21 protein-coding genes are annotated in these 21,550 nt (G+C 48.0%); 13 read left to right on the top strand and 8 right to left on the bottom strand.

The window, feature by feature from the left end; all coding sequences use genetic code 11:
• The first annotated feature begins 13 nt into the window (after nucleotides 1-13).
• On the top strand, nucleotides 14-652 hold the full coding sequence (locus TREAZ_RS14795) for an SAM-dependent methyltransferase (RefSeq protein ID WP_015712700.1): 639 nt from the start codon (nucleotides 14-16) through the stop codon (nucleotides 650-652).
• Here TREAZ_RS14795 and TREAZ_RS14800 read toward each other — a convergent pair.
• From TREAZ_RS14800 to TREAZ_RS14810, 3 genes are read right to left on the bottom strand one after another with little or no spacing between them, the layout of a single operon-like run.
• Nucleotides 649-1,434 carry an NYN domain-containing protein gene (locus TREAZ_RS14800; protein WP_015712701.1) on the bottom strand — a complete coding sequence of 262 codons (786 nt, stop codon included), beginning with the start codon at nucleotides 1,432-1,434 and terminating at the stop codon, nucleotides 649-651. The genes TREAZ_RS14795 and TREAZ_RS14800 overlap by 4 nt on opposite strands.
• A gap of 16 nt (nucleotides 1,435-1,450) precedes the next feature.
• On the bottom strand, nucleotides 1,451-3,574 hold the full coding sequence (locus tag TREAZ_RS14805; protein WP_015712702.1) for a hypothetical protein: 2,124 nt from the start codon (nucleotides 3,572-3,574) through the stop codon (nucleotides 1,451-1,453).
• A complete protein-coding gene (locus tag TREAZ_RS14810) occupies nucleotides 3,571-5,328 on the bottom strand; it encodes a DNA repair helicase XPB (protein WP_245535041.1) in 1,758 nt (585 codons plus the stop codon). The genes TREAZ_RS14805 and TREAZ_RS14810 overlap by 4 nt, the downstream gene beginning before the upstream one ends.
• A gap of 106 nt (nucleotides 5,329-5,434) precedes the next feature.
• On the opposite strand from TREAZ_RS14810, the gene TREAZ_RS14815 reads away from it, so the two are divergent.
• The 12 genes from TREAZ_RS14815 (at nucleotide 5,435) to TREAZ_RS14870 (ending at nucleotide 16,999) form a co-directional block, all read left to right on the top strand.
• Complete coding sequence (locus tag TREAZ_RS14815; protein WP_015712704.1) at nucleotides 5,435-7,114, top strand: SulP family inorganic anion transporter; 1,680 nt, start codon at nucleotides 5,435-5,437, stop codon at nucleotides 7,112-7,114.
• Nucleotides 7,111-8,040 (top strand): ketopantoate reductase family protein, encoded by a 930-nt coding sequence (locus TREAZ_RS14820; RefSeq protein WP_015712705.1) that lies wholly within the window; start codon nucleotides 7,111-7,113, stop codon nucleotides 8,038-8,040. The genes TREAZ_RS14815 and TREAZ_RS14820 overlap by 4 nt, the downstream gene beginning before the upstream one ends.
• Complete coding sequence (locus TREAZ_RS17540; RefSeq protein WP_015712706.1) at nucleotides 8,037-8,786, top strand: thymidylate synthase; 750 nt, start codon at nucleotides 8,037-8,039, stop codon at nucleotides 8,784-8,786. Before TREAZ_RS14820 ends, TREAZ_RS17540 begins: the two co-directional genes overlap by 4 nt.
• Nucleotides 8,787-8,989: 203 nt before the next feature.
• Nucleotides 8,990-10,201, top strand: a complete 1,212-nt coding sequence (locus TREAZ_RS14830) for an FTR1 family iron permease (RefSeq protein ID WP_015712707.1) — start codon at nucleotides 8,990-8,992, stop codon at nucleotides 10,199-10,201.
• Nucleotides 10,202-10,221: 20 nt separating this feature from the next.
• Nucleotides 10,222-10,800, top strand: coding sequence for an iron transporter (locus TREAZ_RS14835; RefSeq protein ID WP_425357481.1), 579 nt, complete (start codon nucleotides 10,222-10,224; stop codon nucleotides 10,798-10,800).
• Nucleotides 10,801-12,060 (top strand): DUF2318 domain-containing protein, encoded by a 1,260-nt coding sequence (locus tag TREAZ_RS14840; protein WP_015712709.1) that lies wholly within the window; start codon nucleotides 10,801-10,803, stop codon nucleotides 12,058-12,060.
• 8 nt (nucleotides 12,061-12,068) lie between these two features.
• Nucleotides 12,069-13,334, top strand: a complete 1,266-nt coding sequence (locus TREAZ_RS14845; protein WP_015712710.1) for an ABC transporter permease — start codon at nucleotides 12,069-12,071, stop codon at nucleotides 13,332-13,334.
• Nucleotides 13,324-14,493 carry an ABC transporter permease gene (locus TREAZ_RS14850; RefSeq protein ID WP_015712711.1) on the top strand — a complete coding sequence of 390 codons (1,170 nt, stop codon included), beginning with the start codon at nucleotides 13,324-13,326 and terminating at the stop codon, nucleotides 14,491-14,493. The genes TREAZ_RS14845 and TREAZ_RS14850 overlap by 11 nt, the downstream gene beginning before the upstream one ends.
• Nucleotides 14,494-14,495: 2 nt before the next feature.
• Nucleotides 14,496-15,167, top strand: a complete 672-nt coding sequence (locus tag TREAZ_RS14855) for an ABC transporter ATP-binding protein (RefSeq protein ID WP_015712712.1) — start codon at nucleotides 14,496-14,498, stop codon at nucleotides 15,165-15,167.
• Complete coding sequence (locus TREAZ_RS14860) at nucleotides 15,164-15,571, top strand: FMN-binding protein (protein WP_015712713.1); 408 nt, start codon at nucleotides 15,164-15,166, stop codon at nucleotides 15,569-15,571. The genes TREAZ_RS14855 and TREAZ_RS14860 overlap by 4 nt, the downstream gene beginning before the upstream one ends.
• Before the next feature lie 163 nt (nucleotides 15,572-15,734).
• Nucleotides 15,735-16,592 carry an IS5 family transposase gene (locus TREAZ_RS14865; protein ID WP_015712714.1) on the top strand — a complete coding sequence of 286 codons (858 nt, stop codon included), beginning with the start codon at nucleotides 15,735-15,737 and terminating at the stop codon, nucleotides 16,590-16,592.
• Between the two features lie 182 nt (nucleotides 16,593-16,774).
• Entirely contained in the window at nucleotides 16,775-16,999 is a 225-nt protein-coding gene (locus TREAZ_RS14870) for a hypothetical protein (protein WP_015712715.1), read from the top strand.
• Between the two features lie 481 nt (nucleotides 17,000-17,480).
• Here TREAZ_RS14870 and csx20 read toward each other — a convergent pair whose 3' ends face one another.
• From csx20 to cmr4, 5 genes are read right to left on the bottom strand one after another with little or no spacing between them, the layout of a single operon-like run.
• Nucleotides 17,481-17,879, bottom strand: a complete 399-nt coding sequence (csx20, locus tag TREAZ_RS14880) for a CRISPR-associated protein Csx20 (protein WP_015712718.1) — start codon at nucleotides 17,877-17,879, stop codon at nucleotides 17,481-17,483.
• The gene (gene csx2, locus TREAZ_RS14885) at nucleotides 17,855-19,177 is read right to left on the bottom strand and encodes a TIGR02221 family CRISPR-associated protein (protein ID WP_015712719.1); all 1,323 of its coding nucleotides are present in this window, start codon (nucleotides 19,175-19,177) and stop codon (nucleotides 17,855-17,857) included. The genes csx20 and csx2 overlap by 25 nt, the downstream gene beginning before the upstream one ends.
• A gap of 18 nt (nucleotides 19,178-19,195) precedes the next feature.
• Entirely contained in the window at nucleotides 19,196-20,260 is a 1,065-nt protein-coding gene (gene cmr6, locus TREAZ_RS14890; protein ID WP_015712720.1) for a type III-B CRISPR module RAMP protein Cmr6, read from the bottom strand.
• A gap of 1 nt (nucleotide 20,261) precedes the next feature.
• Entirely contained in the window at nucleotides 20,262-20,654 is a 393-nt protein-coding gene (cmr5, locus tag TREAZ_RS14895) for a type III-B CRISPR module-associated protein Cmr5 (RefSeq protein WP_201764775.1), read from the bottom strand.
• On the bottom strand, nucleotides 20,645-21,538 hold the full coding sequence (gene cmr4 / locus TREAZ_RS14900) for a type III-B CRISPR module RAMP protein Cmr4 (RefSeq protein WP_015712722.1): 894 nt from the start codon (nucleotides 21,536-21,538) through the stop codon (nucleotides 20,645-20,647). The genes cmr5 and cmr4 overlap by 10 nt, the downstream gene beginning before the upstream one ends.
• Nucleotides 21,539-21,550: the final 12 nt, after the last annotated feature.

Raw genomic sequence — 21,550 nt, forward strand, 5'->3', positions numbered from 1 at the left:
TGGAAGGGTTACAATGGCGAACTACGAAAAACTTGACTTCTGGTCCCTCAAGGCGCAAAAAGAGGGCTACCCTGCCCGCTCGGTTTATAAGCTCAAGGAGATGGACGAAAAGTTCAGCCTTCTCAAGCGGGGCATGAAGGTACTCGACCTGGGGGCAGCCCCCGGAAGCTGGAGCCTCTATGTGCTGCGGAAGATGGCAGCCTGGGGAGAGGCTGCCAATAGCAACCGGCCAGCTTCCACTCTTGTTTCCATCGATCTCTCCCCCCTTTCGCGGGTGTATGATCAGGGGCTTTTTGACAGCAGCAATTTCTTTTTTATCCAGGGCGATATGACATCCCCGGAAAACACCGAAAGCATATTTTCCCGGGGGGGCTACAATCTCCTCCTGAGCGACGCTGCCCCGGCCACCACGGGCAACCGTTCCGTGGATACCCTCCGCTCCCTCGGCCTGGCCGAAATGGCCCTGCATTACGCTGAGAACGCCCTTGCCCAGGGCGGAAACATGGCGGTAAAAGTGTTCCAGGGCGGGGATACCAGTTCACTGCTCAAAAAAATCCGCAGCCTCTTTGAGAGCGGAAAAAGCTTTAAGCCCCAAGCATGCAGGCCCGGATCATTTGAGACCTATTATGTGGGGCTGGGGAAAAAAACTTAGCGCGCCTTGCGCTTCCAGCGAATGTAGACCTGGCGGCCCGTGCCGTTGGCCTGGGGCCTTTCCTCGGTTTCAAACTGGGGGATGGCCCTGAACATGTCGCCCAGCTTATTAAAGCCATAGAGCCGGGGATCAAAATCGGTGGAGCGGTTGTTTATCTTCTGCCCGACGCCGCCGAGGTAGGCCCAGCCTGATTCTTCGGCCAAGTCGTCCACAACGTCCTGCAAAAGCTTTAAAAGCTTCCTGTCCACTTTTTTGATTTCTTTTTTGGTTTTTGCAGCCGGCCTGGCTTCATCCTCATCCTGCTCCTCTCCGGTATCGCGCAGTATTTCTGTGTAAATGAATTTATCGCAGACAGAGACAAAAGCCTTGGGGGTTTTCTTTTCGCCAAAGCCGTAGACTGTGCGGCCGCTTTCGCGGATACGCGCCGCAAGGCGGGTAAAGTCCGAATCGCTCGAAACAATGCAGAAGCCATCGAGTTTTTCGCTGTAAAGCAGATCCATGGCGTCTATGATCATTGCCGAGTCAGTGGCGTTTTTTCCCTGGGTATAGGCAAACTGCTGAATGGGCTGTATGGCATATTCCAGAAGCCGTTCCTTCCACTGGCGCAGGTTGGTGCTGGTCCAGTCGCCATAGATGCGTTTAACGCTGGCGACTCCGTATTTGGCAACTTCGTCAAGAAGGCCCTCGATAATGGCGGGCTGTGTATTGTCCGCATCAATTAAAACCGCTAATTTGGCCTGGCTGACTTCAGCGGCCTGATTTGAAAATGGCAATAGTGGCATAGTATAAATAACTCCTTCATTCTCCGAATATAGATTGTTTGATACGCCTCAATAAACTTATTCTCCCCAGGGGCAGGCGTATCTCGCCGGCGGAAAATTCCGCTGCAGGCAGGTCTGCAAGCTCTTCCCCCTGGTCATCGTTTCTAAAAACCGGCTTAAGAACCAGCACGCTTTCTCCTTCTTTCTTTTCCAGCCCCGAGGGAATACCTCTGGTCTGATTGACGCCTCCGCCTGCGCGGGGCCAGGACACTTCCAGCAAAGATCCTGAAGCAATGGCCTGCTTTGCCAGGACCGATTTCCCCACATAGTCGAGGCCGCGGGCTTCAAGCTTTTCGTGGCGTATTGCAGCCCCTTCAAGCTGGGCATCGCTCAACACAAGGCGGCGCTCTATACGGGCGGATAATTCGTCCCGTTCCGCTTTGCCAAGGCGCAGATCCTTAAGCCGTTGGCGGAAGCGTTCCTGGACAGGGGAAGGCTGTTTTTTAATTCCTGACTGCGATGCTGTGGAAGCTGCTGAAGAAACAGGAAGCTCAATAGCAGCGCCTGAGTCGATATGGGGGAAAGCTCTTGGCCCTATGGGCATCCTGCTGCCTTCTGTGTTCAGGAATGCGGGCTGGGCTATGATGTCCACACCGGCTTTGCGCAGGGCTGCGACAGCTTCGGATTTCCCTTCGGCTTGTATCAGATAGACACCAGGGGCAAGGGTTATCCGTATAAGGGAAGCTACCGGTTCCGCCTCCGCCAGGTAACGGCGATCTTCCGACAGTGTTAGTACTAATCCCTGGCGCAGCGACACTGCGTTATAGCGGGTTTCCCAGTCTTTCAGGGTCCAGCCCAGGTTTGAATCTATGCGGCCCCCCGAAAGGCGATCCAGGGTTTCAAGCATATAGGCGGAACTTAAGCCCCGGTCAAAACCGGTTACAGCCGAACGCCGGGTAAGCTCAAAACCTGTGCCCAAAATACCTTTGGCCGAGCAAAAGCCGGAAAGGGCAAGGGCATCGGCAAATTGAATTTCCGGGTAAATAATAAATGAAAAAGATGAATCCATGGCAATAGCAGTATTGCTGCTTTTTCTATCAGTATCAGTAAAAATCACGATGCGCCAGGAACCGCCTGTTCCGTCAATAAGGCCGGTTTTTTCCATTGCTTCCATGACCGGATCAAAGGGAAGGGGTTCTGATTTTTCAAAGAGCCTGTAGCCCCAGGCATTTCCTGCTCCTGCATCTTCCCTGTTCAGTATTCCTGCGAAACGCCGCAGGGTGATCTTGGGGTACTGGCGTTCAGGATCGGGAAGTTCGCAGAAACGGCGTATGAAAGAAGCAATAACCCTGATGCACCCCCGGTTTAATGCAAAATTATCGGAAGCATCTTCATTGAGGCTCAGGTATATCCCTGCTGCCCAATACTCCCTCCTCTCCCGGGAACTGAGCTTTCCGAATTCCTTAATGCTGCTGTCTTCGGGGACAAGCCTTCCATCGCCCATGGAAAAAAGCCCCATCTGCAGCAATGCGCTTACCGACAGTTCAAGGTCGAGACCCGGGAAGAGCCGCTTCCCTTCTTCCAAAACCTTTTTGCGTATTCCGCCCTCAGCCTTGAAAAAATCATCCTCCCCTGAGCAGAAGGCAAAGAGGGCTGCCATAGCCCTGTTATCGGGGATAAAGGCAGGCCCCTTGCTCTCGCCGGGTTCTTTGACAGCCGAAGAAGGGAAAAGTATGCTCCCATCCTGGGCAATAGGCGCAAGAACGGATTCCAGCGCGGGGTTAAGCGCAAGGCGTCTTTGATCCCCATCCTGTATGCGATAGATAATAAGCCGCTCTTCAAGGTTCAGCAGAAGTGTGTGAAGATCCCCCGAAGGCAGGTCGCCGGTAAAAAAACTGTCAAGATCAACAGGTTCAGGCTCTTTTAACAGCGCCACTGCCGCAATGAGTTTATGATCCCTTTCATCAAGATATCCTGAAATGATCTGCCGTATCTCCTCTTTGGAGAGGAGCATAAAAAGATCATCCACAAGACGCTGTTTGTTGAAGGGGGTTTTAACGCTGCCGAAGATGCTCCGCATCAGCTCAAAAAAGTTTGAATCAGGCAGAGTCATGAGGGCGGACTTCCATTGCTCTATGGGACGAAAAATCGAAACCTTCATTTTGCCGCCTCTGCCTGCGGCGCGGGCAGGGCCAATTCTTCTGCAGTCCAATGCTGAATGGAATATTTGTAACCCTGCTCAGCCAGGAACTGCTGGCGATTGGCGGCAAAATCCTCTTCCACTGTATAACGGGACACAAGGGTATAAAACCAGGAACTGCGGCCTTCATCCTTGGGGCGCAATATACGCCCCAGCCTTTGGGCCTCTTCCTGGCGGGAACCAAAACTGCCCGACACCTGAATCGCCATGGAAGCGTCGGGAAGATCGATGGCAAAGTTTGCAACCCGGCTTACCACTATCACCCGTACTTCTCCCTTTTTGAAGGCGTTGTAAATTTTTTCCCTTTCGGTGTTGGGGGTTTTTCCGGTAATAAGGGGGACTTTTAACAGTTTTGCCAACGAATCAAGCTGGCTTAGGTATTGGCCTATGACGAGGATCTGATCATCAGGGTGGTTCTGAATAAGCTCAACAACTGCCTCTTCCTTAAGGGGGTTCTCGCTGGCCAGGCGGTACTTTTCCCGGGGGGCAGCTACCGCGTAGGGTATCTTGAGATGTCCGGGAAGCTCGAGACGTATCTCGGTACAGAAAGCTTCGGCTATCCAGCCCTTGCCTTCAAGATCCTTCCAGGGCACATCATAACGCTTGGGACCCACAAGGCTGAACACCGCATCCTCTGCGCCATCCTCCCTTACAAGGGTAGCGGTGAGCCCAAGGCGGCGCACTGCCTGAAGTTCGGCAGTAACCCTGAACACAGGGGCAGGAAGCAAATGCACTTCATCGTAAATGATAAGCCCCCAGGGTCTTTCCCTGAAAAGCTTGAAATGGGGAAAATCCGCAGCCTTGTCGGGCCGCCAGGTAATGATCTGATAGGTTGCAACCGTTACCGGCGCAACTGATTTTGAATCCCCTGTGTACTCGGCTATCTCCTCCTTTTTCAATTCAGTCTTGTCAAGGAGCTCTTCCATCCATTGATGAACCGCAGCCACATTGGTTGTAAGGATCAAGGTGTTGGTTTTAAGGAGGGACATGAAAGCCATGCCCACCACGGTCTTGCCTGAACCGCAGGGCAGCACCACCACGCCGTAGCCCGAACCCGGCCCGCCCGATCCAAGCACAGCCTTGGCAGCCTCGACCTGATAATCCCGGGGCGCAAAAGGCCGGCCCGAAGAAGCGGGATCTTTTAGGCGTATATCCAACGGCTCGCCCTTTGCAAAAGGGGCTTCGTCCTGCACAGGCCAGCCCAGGCGTATGAGTTCACGCTTCACGCTGCCCCGGTCTGTAAATTTCAATTTGAAGCCGGAAAAGCCGGGGCCTTTTACTAAGTACTTATCGAGAATTTTCGCAGCCCCGATTTCCCTGGCGATGGCCTCGTCCTCTGATACAAGAAAAAGCTCATTGGGAAGCTCCTCCGCGCCCTCACCCGCGACAAGGCGTATCTTGCCATAACGGGCCATGGTATCGGAAAAACCTTCGGTAACGCCCGAGGGTATGGCATAGCGGGTGAATTCGTTCAAGGCCGCGGTCACGCCTTCAGGAGTATAGCCTGCACTGGCCGCATTCCAGAGAGAGAGGGGGGTTATTCGATAGGTATGTATATGCTCGGGCGATTTTTCCAGTTCTGCAAAGGGCAGAATAGCCGAACGGGCCTCCTCTGCGCGGGGGGCATGGACATCCAGCAGCAAGGTTCGGTCGCTTTGCACAATTAAGGGGTTTTCCATGACCGCAGCCCCGGGTTCCCTCCTATTTTTTAACATAACCGAATTATTATATAGGAAAGAAGAAAAAGTTTAAAGGGGAAAGGTGTATTTTTTCAATTGAAACCGGCTTGAATAGGGCATATACGTCATTTATACTGCCTTTATGCCGAATTTCAACCTTGTTTCTCTTAAAGACTTTATACCCCGCAGCTTCGAAATCTTTTCCAGAAAAAATGGCAAAGGTTATGATTGGGCTTCCTTTGGCAAGGACTGCCTCGCGGGCGTTACCGTGGGGGTGGTTGCCCTGCCCCTTGCCATGGCCTTCAGCATTTCAGCAGGGGGGACCCCCGCCCAAGGCCTCTATACCGCCATCACCGCGGGCTTTTTGGTAAGCTTTTTGGGGGGCAGCAAATTCCAGATAGGCGGCCCCACCGGCGCTTTTGTGGTGATCATCTTCGGGATAATTGCCAAGCACGGCATGGCGGGGCTTGCAACTGCCGGCATCCTGGCAGGCGTCATACTCATCATCATGGGTCTCACCGGCCTTGGGCGGTTCATTAAATTTATCCCCTATCCGGTAACGACCGGTTTTACCACCGGCATAGGGCTATTGATTTTTTCCCAGCAGGTAAAGGATTTCTTCGGCCTCAGCCCCGCTGCAAGCTCCCCTGAATTTATACATATGTGGGGCGGGTATATAAAATCCATTAATACCATAAGCCCTGTAACTTTAGGGCTCGGCCTGGGAACCATGACAGTAATACTGTTAATCAAAAAATTCTATCCCCGCATTCCCGCAGCTGTAGTGGGCATCATTGCCGCTGCAGTTGCATGCAAAGTGTTATCCCTCCCCGCAGAAACCATAGGTATGCGTTTCGGGGCCATACCCCAGTCCCTGCCCAGGCCTGAATTGCCCGCGTTCAGCTTTGCATTGATACGGGAGGTACTGCCGGACAGCCTGGCCATCGCGTTGCTTGCAGCCATAGAGTCCCTGCTTTCGGCAGTTGTGGCGGACGGCATGAGCGGGGACAGGCACAATGGCAATATGGAACTTGTAGCCCAGGGTTTTGGAAATATAGCCTCGATACTTTTCGGCGGCATACCCGCCACAGGGGCCATCGCAAGAACTGCCACCAATATTAAAGCCGGGGCCGCAAGCCCGGTCGCGGGGATGATACACGCCCTTACCCTTCTCCTCTTCATACTTTTCCTTGCCCCCCTTGCGTCGGCAGTGCCGCTGGCAAGCCTCTCCGCAGTACTTATTATAGTAAGCTGGGACATGAGCAATATCCCGCGTTTTGTCCGCATACTGTACAAAGCGCCCAAGAGCGATGCCCTGGTGCTGCTTACCACTTTTGCACTTACCGTATTGGTGGATCTTACTTTTGCTGTCGAAGCAGGAGTAGTGCTGGCTGCCTTCCTTTTTATGAGAAGGATGATGGAAGTTACGGATATAAGGCCCGACGGCCACAGAATAGGGGATGAAATTGTTTACGGCAAACCCGATGAAGCAGCAGCAAAACCCAAAGCCCCTAAAAATATAGAAATTTATGAAATCACCGGACCTTTCTTTTTCGGCGTTGCCGATTCGCTCCAGAGGATACTCATGGGGATAGAGAAAAAGCCCAAGACCTTTGTGCTCCGTATGAGGGATGTGCCCGCAGTTGACTCCACAGGCATTGCCGCGCTTGAATCTTTCCTTGCCCAATGCAGGCATCGGAAGATAAACCTCATCCTCTGCGAAATAAGGGAACAGCCCCGCAAGGCCCTGGAGAAATCGGGCTTTATTGAAGAATTGGGCCCGGCCAATTTATGCGGAACCCTGGAGGAGGCCCTGGCATGAGAATCAACTCAGTATTAATCGCAGGCGCAGGAGCCATAGGCCTCCTGGTTGCCGAAACCATATACAGGGCAGACCCTGCCTGTGTGTCCATATTGGCAAAAGGCGCACGCCTTGAACGGTACAGGAAAAACGGCCTCGCGGTGAATGGCGAACGCCTCGATTTTAAATTCGGCAGTGAAAAGCCTGTCGATCTCATTATCATCGCTTCAAAGTTCCATCATTTAAATCAAATAATTGAAGATATAAAACCCTATGTAGGCAAAGACACCATCATCCTTTCGTTATTGAATGGCATATCCAGCGAAGACATCATCGGTAAAATTTACGGCAGCAGCCGCCTCCCCCTGGCAATGATCATCGGCACAGATGCTTTGCATCAACATGAAGAAACCACCTATACCCAAAAGGGGATTATCAATTTTGGCGATGCAGAAGGCAATAATGGGGAACGCGAAAAAAACGTAGCCGATTTTTTTGCTCGTGCCAAAGTCCCCTTTGCCCTGCAGCCCAACATGAAACGCATGCTTTGGTATAAATACATGATCAATGTAGGGGCAAATCAAACCACCGCTGTCCTTCGCCTCCCTTATGCGGCGGTGCAGAACAATGGCAATCCCCATCAGGTCAACGAGGCCTGCCAATTGGTAGAAAAAGCCATGAGTGAAGTGATAGCCATTGCCAATGCCCAAGGCATTGATCTCAACAAGACAGATATTGCCAACTGGTATAAAACGGTGAATACCCTTAACCCGGCAAGCTATACTTCCATGTGCCAGGATGTGCTCGCGTACCGCAAAACCGAAGTTGAAATGTTCGGTTTTACCATGATGGAATTGGGAAAGAAATTGAATATTCCGGTTCCGGTAAACGAGATGCTCTATCTGCAGATCAGGACTATTGAACAGACTTACAGGAGGGAAAAATGAAAGAAATCTTTGTAGAAGGAAGGACCCTGCCCGAAACCTACCACAAAGCCCTATGCACCCTAAAAGAAAAAGGCTCCGTAATCCCCTGTACCGACTGGAACCAGCAGCAGCTTGAATGTGCCATGACCTTATATGTCACTAGTCCTACAGAAGAGCCCAGGATAAGCAGCCTGTTTATAGGGGGCTTTCATGAACTGCAGCAGTACTGCATGGAAATGCTCGACGGCCTTTTAAATTTCAGGATAGGCAAAGGCTGGGACTATACCTACAACCAGCGTTTCAGCGAATTTTATGATTACGTCATTAAAGAGCTCAAGCGGAACAGTGAAACAAGGAGGGCTGTCATTTCCATCCGGGACAATAAGGCAGACACCAAAGAAGGCGCGGACCCCGCCTGCCTCCAAAGCATACAGTTTTTTATCCGCGAAGGCAAACTCGACATGATGGTACTTTTCAGGAGCAACGATCTTCCCGAAGCAACTTACATGAACGCCTTCGCCTTAATCATGCTCCAGGAAAAAATAGCCCGTGAGCTGGGACTTGACATCGGGACCTATACCCACAGATCCAATTCCATGCACTGCTACGAAAAGGATTTTAAGCTTCTGGATAATTATATTAAATCCATTAATACAAAAAGCCGTGAAGAAATAAGCTACAACTACAAAGGCGACTGGGAAGATCTTATGAAAGAAGAGATACCAGGCATTCTGAAATTTGCAGAAAACCTGAAAGATAAGGAATAGTTATCGAATAAGGACACGAAGGACGGAAAGGGGCAGCACGGCGTCTCTATTGCATGAATCAGCCACGATTTTTAAAAAAATACCATAAATTTGCAAAAATCACTGCAAAACCACTTGACAATAAGTGTTATATATGTCGAACATATTGTATGTTAGGCTAGAGTAACTTGATAGCCTGAAAGGGCGCTTCCAAGGAGTAAATGATGAACAAGAAGTTAGTCTCATCTATCTTTATGCTTGTTTTGGCTGTTATGCTTGTTTCGCCTGTATTCGCAGCCTTTGAGACCTGGGGTGATATGGTGACGGAGATGGCCGGGCATATCGACGAGGCATGGACGCTTTATGCGGCGGGCAATGTAAAAGGGGCAAAGGCCAAGGTCGATACCGCCTACTATGGGTATTATGAAAAATTCGGCTTCGAAAAAACCGTAATGTCCCAAATTTCGGGGGCCCGGGCTGCGGAGGTTGAGTACCAGTTCAGCCTGGTAAAAAAGGCAATGACCGCCGGAGCTCCGGGCGCGGAGGTACGGGAAGGCCTGGATCTCCTGATTTCCCTGCTTAGGGCCGATGCGGATCGGCTTGACGGCAAAAAAGAAAGCGCCCTTGCCGTGTTCCTCAGTTCCCTGCTCATTATCGTAAGAGAGGGCTTTGAAGCCATTCTCATCGTAGGGGCGATTATCGCCTATCTCCTAAAAAGCGGTAACAAGAACAGCGTAAAGCCCGTATATATCGGATCCCTTGTTGCCCTGGCCGCAAGCGTTCTCATGGCCTATATATTGAACCTGCTTGCCGGCGCCGCGACAGGACAGAACCAGGAAATTATCGAAGGCGCAACCATGCTTTTGGCTGTGGTCGTCCTTTTCTATGTGAGCAACTGGATGGTTTCAAAGGCCGAAGCGGAAGCCTGGAGCGGTTACATTGAAGGGAAGGTCAAGGCGGGGATAAGCAAAGGCAGCGTTTTCTCCCTGGCCTTCGCCGCCTTCCTTGCCGTGTTCCGTGAGGGAGCAGAAGTGATTCTGTTTTATCAGGCCCTGATTGCCAATACGAAAACCTTTATGAATATGATTTGGGTGGGATTGGCTGTGGGCGCTGTGCTCCTGGTAGGGGTTTATATTGTTATCCGCGTCTTAAGCCTTAAAATTCCGCTTAAACCCTTCTTCCTCGGTACCAGCGTGCTGCTCTTTATCATGTCCATTTCTTTTATCGGCAACGGCATCAAAGAATTGCAGGAAGGAAATGTCGTCAGCGTAAGCCCGGTGCCTTTTGTGAGCTCCGTGGACATTTTGGGCATCTACCCTACGCTGGAAACGCTTATTCCCCAAATGATTCTGCTTATAGTGTCTGCAGCTGTTTTTGTGCTGCAGCTTAAAAAGGGTTCAAACCCAGGCCGTAGCGCCCAGGGAAAAAATATTTAGAGGAGGGAAGTACAATGAAAATCAAAAATCTGATGGTACTTCTAATAATGACGGTGTTCGCAGTAACGGCTTTTGTCGGATGCGAAAAAAAACAGGTGGCACAAGCGGCAAGTACGGTCAGCCCGGAGGAAGCGGCGGGGTTTGAAGAATTTCCCCTTGGCGACGATCATGAACTAGGGCCTCTCAATGTGGCGGGTGTGTATTTTCAGCCTGTTGACATGATCCCTGCGTCCATGGGTCTGCCTGCTTCGCAGTCGGATATTCATATTGAAGCGGATATTTCGGCACTGGAAAATGAATTGGGTTACGGCGTCGGCGATTTTGTGCCGAACCTTACAGTCCGCTATGAAATTTCCCAGGCCTCGGGCTGGAAAATCGACGGCACCTTTATGCCGATGAACGCCAGCGACGGCCCCCATTACGGCGCCAATGTCAAGCTCAACGGTATCGGTGATTATAAGGTAATTTTCTATATCACCAATCCGGAGGCTCAGGGCTATGTGCTGCACGTTGACAAAACCACCGGTGTTCCCGGCAGGTTCTGGTCAACGCCCCTGGTAGCCGAATGGGATGTAACTTATCCCGGCCCGGCCTGGTAAATGTCCCGTTATTTTCTGCTGGTTGTACAGTCTTCCATCGGCACAGTGATATTGCTGGCGATGCTTTTGGCGCTGCTCTCGTCCCCTGCCCTTAAAGGCAGCGGGAAAGGGCGGGGTCTGCCATTTCTCTGCCTTGCAGGAACTTTGGCGGCTTTGGTGCTGGCTTTTCTCCGCCGTACCACTGCTGTCAATATAGGGAAAATCAGTACTTTTACCGCAGCCCTGGCAATTATCGCAGGTATTGTTTTCCTGTTCCGGGAATTGCGTCAAAAGGCACGAATCAGCCTATCCGGCGTTTCTTTTTTTGCAGATACCGCGTTGGTGTTTTTGCTGCCTTTTTACGCTCTTCCGGCAGTTTTTTTGTATCCCTCTGAATTCCTTCTTGCAGGAGAAAGCGCCTTTAGCACTGATTTTCTTTTTAAGTGCATAGGCTACCTTGCGGGCATTGGTCTTTCGCTTCTTACCGGTTTGTGTCTTTATAAAATAGGCCGGGGGATGGGAAAGGGGCTCAGCCTTATCCTGTGCGGGGCTTTAATAATCAATATGGCAAACCAGGTATGCACTGTGCTGCAATTTCTTTTTGCACGGCGCATGATCCCCATGAACCGGACAATTTTCCGCCTTATTACCCCGGCCCTGAACAACAGCATTGTTTTTCTCTTTGGGATTCTGGCAATTACCTCTGTGCTGCCGGTGCTGGCTTTTATCCAAAGCTGCACCTTTGGGAGCGGCAGCCATCGTCAAAAGACTTATTCCAATCCTGCGGAACGCAGGAAGGTGCATGCAGTATCCCGGCACAGAAAACAGCTCTGCATCACCCTGGCGGCATCATACGCGGTTACGCTGCTCAGCCTTACGGTCCTGAAAGCATGGAACGAAAAGGGTGTGGAACTTTCGCCTGCCGAATCCTACAATCTCTCAGGCAATGAAATTGTCATTCCTCTTGAACTCATAGAAGATGGCCATTTGCACCGTTATAATTACCGGGCATCCGAAAATATAGAAATGCGTTTTATCATTATTAAAAAGAATGAAAGCGCTTATGGCGTAGGGCTTGACGCCTGCGACATTTGCGGGCCTACCGGTTATTACGAGCGCAAGGACGAAGTAATCTGCCGCCTTTGCGATGTGGTAATGAACAAGGCCACCATAGGTTTCCGCGGCGGCTGCAATCCTGTACCTTTGGCATATACACTGCGAAGCGGAAATATGATCATCCAAACCGAAAGCCTTGAAATTGAACGGGCGCGCTTTAAATAGGAGCGGATATGTTTTTCAGAATGACATTTGGCGCCTTGTTCCGGCAAAGAGGCAAGATGCTGATGGTCGCTTTTACCGTGGCCCTGGGCGCTTCACTGGCAACGGCCATGCTCAACGTGATGTTCGATGTGGGGGACAAGGTTAATCAGGAACTTAAAGCTTACGGCGCCAATATTACCGTGCGTCCCCGGGGGGCGTCATTGCTGGACGAACTGTACGGCCTTGGGGAAGATTCGGGCGCCCAGAAATACCTTGCGGAAAGCGATCTTGGAAACATAAAAACGATTTTTTGGGCTTTCAACATTGTTGATTTTACGCCCTATCTCAATATACACGCCCGTCTTAAAGGCGAAACAGTGAAACTAACCGGAACATGGTTCAACCATCATCTTGAACTGCCCACAGGCGAAACCGTCGATACGGGTATGCTCAATATGAAGAGCTGGTGGCACATTGAAGGTTCCGTATCCGGCGAAAATACCTGCCTTGTGGGACGCATAGCCGCCGAACGGCAGGGGATAAAAGTTGGCGATACCATTACTCTAGAAGTAGGGGGCAAAACCGCCTCGTTTACTGCGGGAGGAATATTCAATTCCGGTGCTGAAGAGGATGAGTATATCTATATCCCCCTGGCTGCCGCGCAGAATCTTGCGGGCCTTGAAGGTCTTGTTAGTTCTGTAGAAGTAAGCGCCCTTACCACCCCGGATAATGAACTTTCCCGCAGGGCTGCCCAGGACCCGAAAAGCCTTTCCATAAAAGAGTGGGACACCTGGTACTGCACTGCCTATTCAAGCGCAATCTGTTATCAGATTGACGAAGTAATAAGCGGGGCTGTTTCCAAACCTCTGCGGCAGGTGGCCGAATCGGAAGGCGCCATCTTGCAAAAGACCCAGCTTCTCATGCTCCTTATCACCCTATTGAGCCTTGCAGGTTCCGCCCTGGCCATTTCAAATCTGGTAAGCGCCGGGGTAATGGAACGGTCTGCGGAGATAGGCCTTTTAAAAGCGGTAGGCGCCGAGGATGGGGAAGTAATGGGCCTGGTATTGGCGGGGGTCATCATCACCGGCATTGCAGGCGGAATAATGGGGTATTTTGCCGGCCTCGGCTTTGCGCAGATCATCGGCTACTCGGTGTTTGGGCAGTCCATTGCCATTAAAACCATGGTTATCCCTCTGGTTGCCGTTTTGATAACTTTGGTAACACTGGCAGGCAGCATTCCTGCCATGCGCCTGCTCCTGTCCCTGCGTCCGGCGGAGGTTTTGCATGGCCGCTAAACCGTTCTCCAAAAGCGCATTTCGATTCTATTTGCGCATGGTAACCAGCTCCCTTATCAGACGGCGTTCGCGCATGGCGGTAGCGCTTTTGGCTATTGCAATAGGCGCAACAATACTGTCAGGGCTTATTACCATTTATTATGATATTCCCCGGCAAATGGGGCAGGAGTTCCGTTCATACGGGGCCAATTTTTTATTGTACCCCTCGGACTCCGAAACCCTGAGCGACAGGACAATTCAGGCCGCAAGAGCCCTGCTGCCCGAAGGAACCATGGGCATTGCCCCTTACCGTTACCGCATGGCCAAAATAAACGAACAGCCCTTTATGGCCGCAGGCACTGAACTTACCGAGGCGCGCAAGACCAGCCCGTACTGGGCGGTGGAAGGCAGCTGGCCCGAGACCCCAAACGAGGCACTTATCGGCGAAGAAGTGGCTGAACATATACGCCTGGCGCCGGGCAGCGCTTTTGCACTTACCGTTTCAGGCAATGGCGGCAAAATCCAGGGGTCAAAGGACTTTATTGTTTCCGGTGTTCTGCGTACAGGCGGTGCGGAGGAAGCTTTTATATTCATGTCCCTTGAGGACTTTAGCCTCCTGGGCGCGGAAGAAGGTATTGCGGGCGGGGAAGGCGCCGATGTGGTTGAATGCAGCATCAATGCACCAAGGGAAACCCTGGAGGCCGCCGCCCATCGCATCAATACAGAAGTTGACGGCATAGAAGCCCGGCTTGTGCGGCGTGTTACTGAATCGGAAGGCGCGGTACTGGGTAAACTGCAAACCCTTATCTACCTGGTAACCATTATTGTGCTTTTACTCACCATGATTTGTGTCGCTACCACGATGATGGCAGTGGTAACCGAGCGGCGCAAAGAAATAGGTTTGCGCAAAGCCCTGGGCGCGGCAAACAGCAGCCTGGTTATGGAATTTTTGGGAGAAGGTATTTTTCTCGGCGGTTTTGGCGGCGCTCTGGGTGGACTTCTTGGGTTTGTGTTTGCCCAGACAGTAGGGCTAAAGGTGTTCAACCGCGCCATTGCCTTCAACGGCCTCCTTTTACCCGCAACCATATTCGCTGCCATCATCATCACCGGCATAGCTTGTTTAATTCCATTGCGGAGCGCAACAAAAGTTGACCCCGCAGTGGTACTGAGAGGAGAATAAAAATGGATTTACTGGAACTACAGGATATTTCCAAAATTTACGGAAAGCTCGAAGCCCTGCGGCATATAGACCTCAAGGTCAAGAAGGGAGAGTGGCTTGCCATCATGGGCCCGTCAGGTTCGGGAAAGACCACGATGATGAACATCATTGGCTGTATGGACAAGCCTTCGTCAGGAGAAGTGGTGCTGGACGGAATCACCATTTCACGGGAAAGCGCCAAATCCCTTACGGCCATACGCCGGGACAAGATAGGCCTGGTATTTCAGCAGTTTCACCTCGTGCCCTACCTTTCGGCCCTGGAAAATGTGATGGTAGCCCAGTATTACCACAGCATGCCCGATGAAAAAGAAGCCATGGAGGCCCTGGATCGGGTGGGCCTAAGCGGACGTGCCAAACATCTCCCTGCCCAGCTTTCTGGCGGCGAGCAGCAGCGGGTGTGCATTGCACGGGCCCTTATCAATTATCCGGCTCTGATCCTCGCAGACGAACCCACGGGCAACCTCGACGAGGCAAACGAAAGCATCGTCATCGACATTTTCAAACAGCTCCATGCCGAGGGCAGCACCATTATTGTGGTGACCCACGATCCCGAAGTCGCCGAAGACGCCGAGCGTACCATTATACTGGAGCACGGCCGTATTGCCAGAATAGAAAACAACGGGAGCACAACATGAAAGAAATCATTGTCGTTTTTATACTCACTCTGGGACTTCTGCTTTTATCCGCCTGCGGAAAATCCGCTATCAAAGACGGCGTGTATTCTGGCAGAAGCTCTCCCGACGACACCGGGGCTTACGGGGAAGTAAACATCACAGTAAGCGCAGGAAAGATCAACACCTGCGATTTTGTTACCTGGCAGAAAGACGGAACCATAAAGGACGAGGACTATGGTAAAGTAAACGGTGAAATTTCCAACCGTGCCTTTTATGACAAGGCCCAGCTTGCGGTCCGCGCCATGAAAACCTACGCCGCCCAATATGTTGCAAAACAGAATCTGAAATCAGTAGACACCATAAGCGGCGCAACCAATTCCTATGACCAATTTGTCGAGGCTGTAGAAGAAGCGCTTAAGAAGTAAAGGCGTTCCTTTAAAACAAAGAGTCCCTCGAACCGTCCTTTATCGATTATTTCTTCTGTTTTTGAAACTGACCCACCTTGACAAAAAATATAAGTGTTGATAATCTTATTATATGAAATATGGGCATCTTTAAAAACGAGCTGAACTGTGATAAAATAAATTCATGAAACAGCATGGATTTTTTGATGAAAATGATAGGCTTAAAGAATTAAGCACACTCGGCGATCCCCTGGAAAAATTAAACAAATACATCAATTGGGATAATTTTCAGGGGATATTAACCAAAACATTGAAAAAAGAAGCACAGGGGCCGGGAGGCAGACCGCCTTTTGATTATGTGATGATGTTTAAAATACTGATATTGCAAAAACTGTACAATGTAAGCGACGATCAGGCCGAATACCAAATAAAAGACCGATTGAGTTTTCAACGGTTTCTGGGATTGGCTCTGTGCGATACCGTTCCCGACGCGAAAACGATATGGCATTTTCGGGAAGAACTGGTAAAGGCAAACATATTGGACACGATATTTTACCGATTTGTCAGGCAGCTTGAGGAGCAGGAAATAATAAGCTGCAGCGGAAGCATAGTGGACGCGACCTTTGTGGACGCTCAGCGGAAGCGGAACAACAAGGGGAAGGAAAAAAGGAAAAAGCATAAAAAGTCACAAAAGGACATTAATGCCCGCTGGGCGACCAAAAACAAGGAATGGCATTACGGATATAAAGACCATATAAAAATAGACGCGGAAAGCAAACTGATAACGAAGCTCAGTGCGACCAGTGCAGCAGTACATGACAGTCAGGAATTATCAAAATTGGTGGATGAGAAAGGATACCGGAACCGGCCGTTAACAAAGACACAGAAAGCGAACAACACGCGGAAATCGAAAATACGGTCGCGGGTTGAGCATGTATTTGCCACGATGACGAATACGATGAGAGGGATAGTGGTCCGGAGTATAGGGATGGCATGGGCACACGCTAACATAGCACTTATGAATTTGACCTATAATTTCTAGCGGTATATGTTTCTTATGAAGGGAAAGCGGGCATATGCATAGGGGGAGTCTATCCGCGACACACGATTGTGGGCAAGAGCGAATGAATGAGGCAATAATTAGAGTCTGTCTATAAAGTGTTAAGTTTTGTCCTGGTCTTACTATAATCCGGTATAAAATGAAATTTATGGAGGATGAACAGTATGGCAACACTTATGAAATGTATTTCTGATGTTTTGACCGGCGGTTTGACTGCAGCCAGAGCTGTTTTAGGGTTTAATTTTCATATAATAGTTGCACAAATAGCAAACTTAATAGTATGCATGATGGTTGGAAGAGGCTTAACACTTGCTGCTAATGCCGCCTTACAAAAATTTGCAGGCCTTTTATTTGGTACTATGATATATGTTTCGGAGGAATGCAAGTAAATGTTCATCTCTATATTAATATTACTACTTGTTATAAGTTTAACCATAGCATTAAAAAATATTTCAATTAAGAAAATTAATAATCTCATTGATAAAAAATTTAAAGAAGGATTCTATGCTAGAACTAATGGTTTTATACGATTTTTTATTAATAAATTCAATAAATATCAACTTATCAATCAGCAATATACTAGGATCTATAGAAAACGCGCAAACATGATTTGTAATATTACAATGGCAGTACTAATCACGTTTTGGATAATTTTATTTCTTGTAAGATATATTCGGTCGGCATAAATTCATCATTTATTAAGCATTACCCAGTTTTTTTGGCAAACCTGCTGCGCTCGGATCGTAGCCAGTTTTCATGCTCTTTGTTTACCAAATCAAAATAATAAAACGAGTCTTTTGGTAATTCCTTCATTCTTGCCTGCATCCATTGATAGTAATTGATATACAAATTGAAAAGAGAAATAACCAGTTACTCAAGTTCAGAATAACGTTTATAACGCCTAAAGCACACATGCTCAAACACATAACTCCGGTGAACAAGCTCGCCATCCCTTTCCTCTTTTGCAATACGTTTGGTAACCGCATGCACTGGTACAAGTCTCCGTCCAAGAGCATAGTCCACCAGCGCGAAAGTCATGCCGAATTCACCCTGCAATACGACAACATCATCGGCTTTAGCCTCGGAAAGCCATGAGGCAAAGGGCTCAAGATGTGCCTGGGTCAGAAATTTGTCCGTGGGTACTGCGCTCCATAAAGCCTTTAATTCTTCAGAGGGGTAGATGCAGTTTTCGCAGCCAAAATCATTAGCAAGTTCGGCTTTTTGATTTTCGGTAAGAGCGTGGTTCAAGAGGCAGTAGGCGGTTGGCATATATTCCTCAGTCTCCCGAACAGTTGTTTTATTTCTTTTTTAAATATTGAATAGCTATTAGCTCTAGCATCAAATCCACCATGATTTATATCATTACGCAACCAACTTACCTTGTTATAAACCACTGCAAAATTTTTCAATGCACTGTTGTTGATATCCAAGCTTAAATTTTGGATTAATTGTTTATCGTCGTTAGTGAATTTCCAATCATCTATATTTTTATTACTGTTAAAGCGATATGTATAATTGAGATACTTTCTCAAAACTTCTCTGTATTCCCTATTATGAAAGTCTGCTTTTTGTTGACTTAATAAATAAGTAATTATTCCCTCTTGCATCATTGTCAAAGCCTCAGGAAGCATTTTATGATCCAAATGCCATTTAACAGCATGTAGAAAATTTAATGGTTCTTTGGTTTTAAAAGGAATAATTTTTTCTCTGAGGCGATCGAAAATAGGCTTAAAAGGCGCTTGATAATTTCCGGCAGCTTCAAGTTTATCAATATTCTCCCTGCAATTTTGAAATATTTTCCCATTAATAATCTCTGATCCTCGCAATGTAGCCATAGATTCAGTAACCGCCTCGATTGAACTCTTAACCCCTGCAGTTGAAGATGTAGATTGATCTTTCATTTCTTCACTTATGGGATACTGCTTTGAAGAAGGGCTGGGAATATTAACAATTTCCATTAATTTATCACCAATACCATAATTAACAAATGTATCAGCTGCTGAAGACCATTGCATTAATTGGTAAAAGGGCGTCAAATTAAAAATAGGCGCTGTATTCTCTTCATTTCTTGCCTCATATGCACCATAATAAATACCCATAACATTAATATTCTTCAGATGTCGTGCGTAATTCAGGATAGCAAAACCAAGCATTGGCAATGAACGGAAACCATGTGTAATATCAAATATTACAGAATCATCATTATCCAGCACGTCATATATTTTACTAAATATATCCCAAATTTCCATTTCCGATTTTCCATCCGGAATATCAACTGTTTCAATTTTAGCCGTAGTATTGAGTGATTCCAAAATCGATTTTAGCCCAATTTCAGGAACATCCCAATGTTTCTCTTTTGCCCCTTCTGTAAGAACAATAAATATCTTATCATTTTCAGTATAATTTTTACAGAAAAAATCAATTGTAGCTCGTTGGGCAAATTTGGTTTTTATCTTATTTCCAGAATATGAATAAACACATTCCTTGTAATCGCCAGTTCCAAGGAATGCTATAAAAATATTTCTCCGCTTTGAAGGCTTGCTCTCCTGGGATGTATTATCCATCATTAATTACCTCATATTAATTTAAGACTTACTATCTTCAATATATTCAAATTCTTTTGGATTTCCATCCCTTATATAAGTAACTTTTACCATTGTTTTTGGTGCCTTTCCCAAAGGCACCCCACGGGCTGAGGCAAATATTTTAGGAAACTCCAACAAATTTATTCTCCAATTTTTTTTTAACATATCCAGCTTTGCCTCATACGTATTGCCTATAACAAGACCGCCTTTTTCTGCCTTTGGTTTGGCTTTTTGCGGTGTTTCGGTTTTGATAAACCTGCCATAACCGATTGACGTTTTGCCGCCAAAACCAAGCAAAGAAAAGGCTGTTGCAAACATGGCATGAACAGCGCTGGTATCATCTTCGGTAAAAACAGCATCAGAGTCGCCTGAAGCCAATGGCAGGAAAAAGGCACGAAAAACAAAATCACAGCCTTCCCCAACGGTGAGAAATTTAATAGGAATGGGGAATTCAGTCTCAACAGGGCCTTTGGCGTTTTGGTTCATATAATAACCCGAATAATGGGGGTTCATTATATCGATTTTTAATACGGGCGGTTTAAGGGGGTAGGCATCAAGGATCACAAGCTGGCCCCTTGTTTCCTGGGTACCAAAATATTTTTTCAGCATTTTATCATCAATTTCGCCATTGTTAACAAGAGAGGGATCTTTTTCGGCCAAATTAAGCGCATGGGCTATCCGCAAAACCCCTTTTATAGAACTGGCTGGCAAGAATGGGCACCCGGTATTTCTGTCCAGTATCATACCGGTTTCATTGGGATGCCCTGAACCAAGGCCGCTGATAAAGGGAGAACTCAATTTAGCATAAATAGCAACGGGTTCAAGACTAGTTCCCCTAACCATATCATTAATAATGGATTCCTGCCTGTTATGAATAGCTTTTAATAAATCTTCTGAACTATCCAGGCAATTATTGGCTATCTCCAAAAGGCTCTTAACGGTATCGGTATTAGGTTTGACTGATGCATCAGTTTCGCGCCACTCCACCAGGCGTGGAAAGGCCAGCGAAAAATTTGCCGTTTTTCTGTTTAGCAGATCCTTCATTGACAAGGGAAGGGGCAGCATATCAATTCTTCCCCTCTATTGCCTGGAACGCTCTTGCATAGCGCTTCAGCCATTCAAGAAGCTTAAGCGTTTCATGCTGGGCTTTTAGATACTCAGCCTGATCCAGGCTATTAAATTTCTTTAAGAATTCTAAATTGTGTGCTTCCGGGACAAACTGTTCCTTAATGAGCCATTCTTTAATAATATTAAAAACCTTGCCCTCATTTCCATCTATCCCCCTTGAAAGCAAAAAGGCCAAGGTCTGACCAAGGCCATTCATAAGGAGCATAGTAGGAGTACTCACAATAAAGCTAACGCTTTTAGAAGGAACAGGAGTTCCAAAATTTGCAATTTGTTCCAGGGCAAATTCAGCCCTTTTCTGTTGTTTGGTCTGCATAAAAACTCCTACATCCACTTTAATTCAAAAATACCGCGGCCCATTGTTTCATCGCCGCCCACCTGTATATGATCTTTGATGACTTCATCCTTAATATGCTGACGTATAGTCTCGGCTTTAATCTTTTCGCCAATGTTTTTTGTTTCGCCCCAGTGGATAATGCAATACATAAGGCTATCCGCAGGCAGTTCTTCCTGATAACGCAGTGAACCTGTAGTGGTTGCTCCGGTTTTTTGATCTATAGCAATCTGTGCGGCGATCTGCGTACAGTCGCTTACCCCATAATCAAAAATACCATCGGCTACAACCAAAAGCTTTCCAGCACCTTCAAAGTATTTCAACAAATCTTTTAGGCTATCAGCCGTTTTGGATTCATCAACTTTAACTTCATAATCTTCAAGAAGAATGCTGCCTTTAAGCCCTCCTGAAACACACAGGGCATTGCTATCGTTGATCCATGATGTATCTTTATTTAACTCGTCAGGGGTTTGCACTTTTATTCCAGTAATTGCCAAATCCCTGCTAAGCCTTTTTAATACGGCGGGGCAGGTAATCCAGACAAAAGGAGCGGCGCTCGACCTCATGGGGAAGGCCAGAATTTTCGCATCAGAGACTGAAATAGCGCCGGCATAACCATTTGCGGCATTTTCCACCCTGTCGGTCCCGAAAATGTTTTTGGTAATATCTTCAAAATATTTTAATTCGTTATTATTGGGGATATTGTTTTTATACCGATCAAAATTAGCCCGCAGGGATCCTTTCATTCCTGACGATTGTATAACAGGCCAATTGGTATGGCGTTCCCGCTGTATAGGCGAATCGACAGTCCCAAGGGAAGAACCGCTTCCAGCGTGGCAGGGGCTTACCGCATACATACGCATAATCGAATAGTCATTATCCATTGCTCACTCCTC

Source organism: Leadbettera azotonutricia ZAS-9, from assembly GCF_000214355.1.
Classification (GTDB): domain Bacteria; phylum Spirochaetota; class Spirochaetia; order Treponematales; family Breznakiellaceae; genus Leadbettera; species Leadbettera azotonutricia.

Coding starts and splice junctions, on each gene's coding strand:
- csx2 (WP_015712719.1), bottom strand. CDS start 19,177: ATGATGGATAATACATCCCAGGAGAGCAAGCCTTCAAAGCGGAGAAAT.
- TREAZ_RS14820 (WP_015712705.1), top strand. CDS start 7,111: ATGAGAATCAACTCAGTATTAATCGCAGGCGCAGGAGCCATAGGCCTC.
- TREAZ_RS14865 (WP_015712714.1), top strand. CDS start 15,735: ATGAAACAGCATGGATTTTTTGATGAAAATGATAGGCTTAAAGAATTA.
- TREAZ_RS14810 (WP_245535041.1), bottom strand. CDS start 5,328: ATGTTAAAAAATAGGAGGGAACCCGGGGCTGCGGTCATGGAAAACCCC.
- cmr4 (WP_015712722.1), bottom strand. CDS start 21,538: ATGGATAATGACTATTCGATTATGCGTATGTATGCGGTAAGCCCCTGC.
- csx20 (WP_015712718.1), bottom strand. CDS start 17,879: ATGCCAACCGCCTACTGCCTCTTGAACCACGCTCTTACCGAAAATCAA.
- cmr6 (WP_015712720.1), bottom strand. CDS start 20,260: ATGCTGCCCCTTCCCTTGTCAATGAAGGATCTGCTAAACAGAAAAACG.
- TREAZ_RS14830 (WP_015712707.1), top strand. CDS start 8,990: ATGAACAAGAAGTTAGTCTCATCTATCTTTATGCTTGTTTTGGCTGTT.
- TREAZ_RS14815 (WP_015712704.1), top strand. CDS start 5,435: ATGCCGAATTTCAACCTTGTTTCTCTTAAAGACTTTATACCCCGCAGC.
- TREAZ_RS14805 (WP_015712702.1), bottom strand. CDS start 3,574: ATGAAGGTTTCGATTTTTCGTCCCATAGAGCAATGGAAGTCCGCCCTC.
- TREAZ_RS14855 (WP_015712712.1), top strand. CDS start 14,496: ATGGATTTACTGGAACTACAGGATATTTCCAAAATTTACGGAAAGCTC.
- TREAZ_RS14840 (WP_015712709.1), top strand. CDS start 10,801: ATGTCCCGTTATTTTCTGCTGGTTGTACAGTCTTCCATCGGCACAGTG.
- TREAZ_RS14800 (WP_015712701.1), bottom strand. CDS start 1,434: ATGCCACTATTGCCATTTTCAAATCAGGCCGCTGAAGTCAGCCAGGCC.
- TREAZ_RS14870 (WP_015712715.1), top strand. CDS start 16,775: ATGGCAACACTTATGAAATGTATTTCTGATGTTTTGACCGGCGGTTTG.
- TREAZ_RS14850 (WP_015712711.1), top strand. CDS start 13,324: ATGGCCGCTAAACCGTTCTCCAAAAGCGCATTTCGATTCTATTTGCGC.
- TREAZ_RS14860 (WP_015712713.1), top strand. CDS start 15,164: ATGAAAGAAATCATTGTCGTTTTTATACTCACTCTGGGACTTCTGCTT.
- TREAZ_RS14795 (WP_015712700.1), top strand. CDS start 14: ATGGCGAACTACGAAAAACTTGACTTCTGGTCCCTCAAGGCGCAAAAA.
- TREAZ_RS17540 (WP_015712706.1), top strand. CDS start 8,037: ATGAAAGAAATCTTTGTAGAAGGAAGGACCCTGCCCGAAACCTACCAC.
- TREAZ_RS14845 (WP_015712710.1), top strand. CDS start 12,069: ATGTTTTTCAGAATGACATTTGGCGCCTTGTTCCGGCAAAGAGGCAAG.